This is a genomic window from Bradyrhizobium sp. NBAIM08 (assembly GCF_020193935.1).
In the GTDB taxonomy this organism is placed as follows: Bacteria; Pseudomonadota; Alphaproteobacteria; order Rhizobiales; family Xanthobacteraceae; genus Bradyrhizobium; species Bradyrhizobium yuanmingense.
In genome coordinates, this window is sequence record NZ_JADYVR010000144.1 from 1 (window position 1) to 476 (window position 476).

The window sequence follows — 476 nt, forward strand, 5'->3', positions numbered from 1 at the left end:
GTACCGGACCGGCCAGGCGCGCGCCGGGGCGATGGCCCTGTCGGGGCCTGCTCCCCAGCGCGCAACGAATACGACACCGACTGCGACGAGCGCCGCGCAGATCAACATCACCAGCACGCGCGCCAGCTAAGCACGCGCCGGCCTGGCCGAAGGTTCAGCAGGTGGGGAACGCGGGGCGGACCATCTTGCGGCGCTTGGCCGCGGCGGCGACGCCGCCGAAGGACAGCATCACGATCGCGATCACGCCGCCGGCCATCGGCAGCGGCACGCCGCCGTCGTCGGCGACCGGCGCCGGCTTCACGTACGCGGCGCGAGCAGCGTCGTCGTAGGCGTGCCACTTCGCGGCGACCTGCGGGTCCTGAGTGGTCTCGCCGTTCGGCATTGCATTGGCGCTCGGGGCGATCGTGATCGCGAGAGCGGCGGTGGTGAGAACGGCCTTGAGCGTGTTGGTCATGGGCCGCAAGCTACGGTCGGCC

1 protein-coding gene is annotated in these 476 nt (G+C 72.1%); it reads right to left on the reverse strand.

The window, feature by feature from the left end:
* Positions 1–154 precede the first annotated feature (154 nt).
* On the reverse strand, positions 155–476 hold a 322-nt coding region (locus tag I6F37_RS38825), incomplete at its 5' end, for a hypothetical protein (RefSeq protein WP_225154194.1).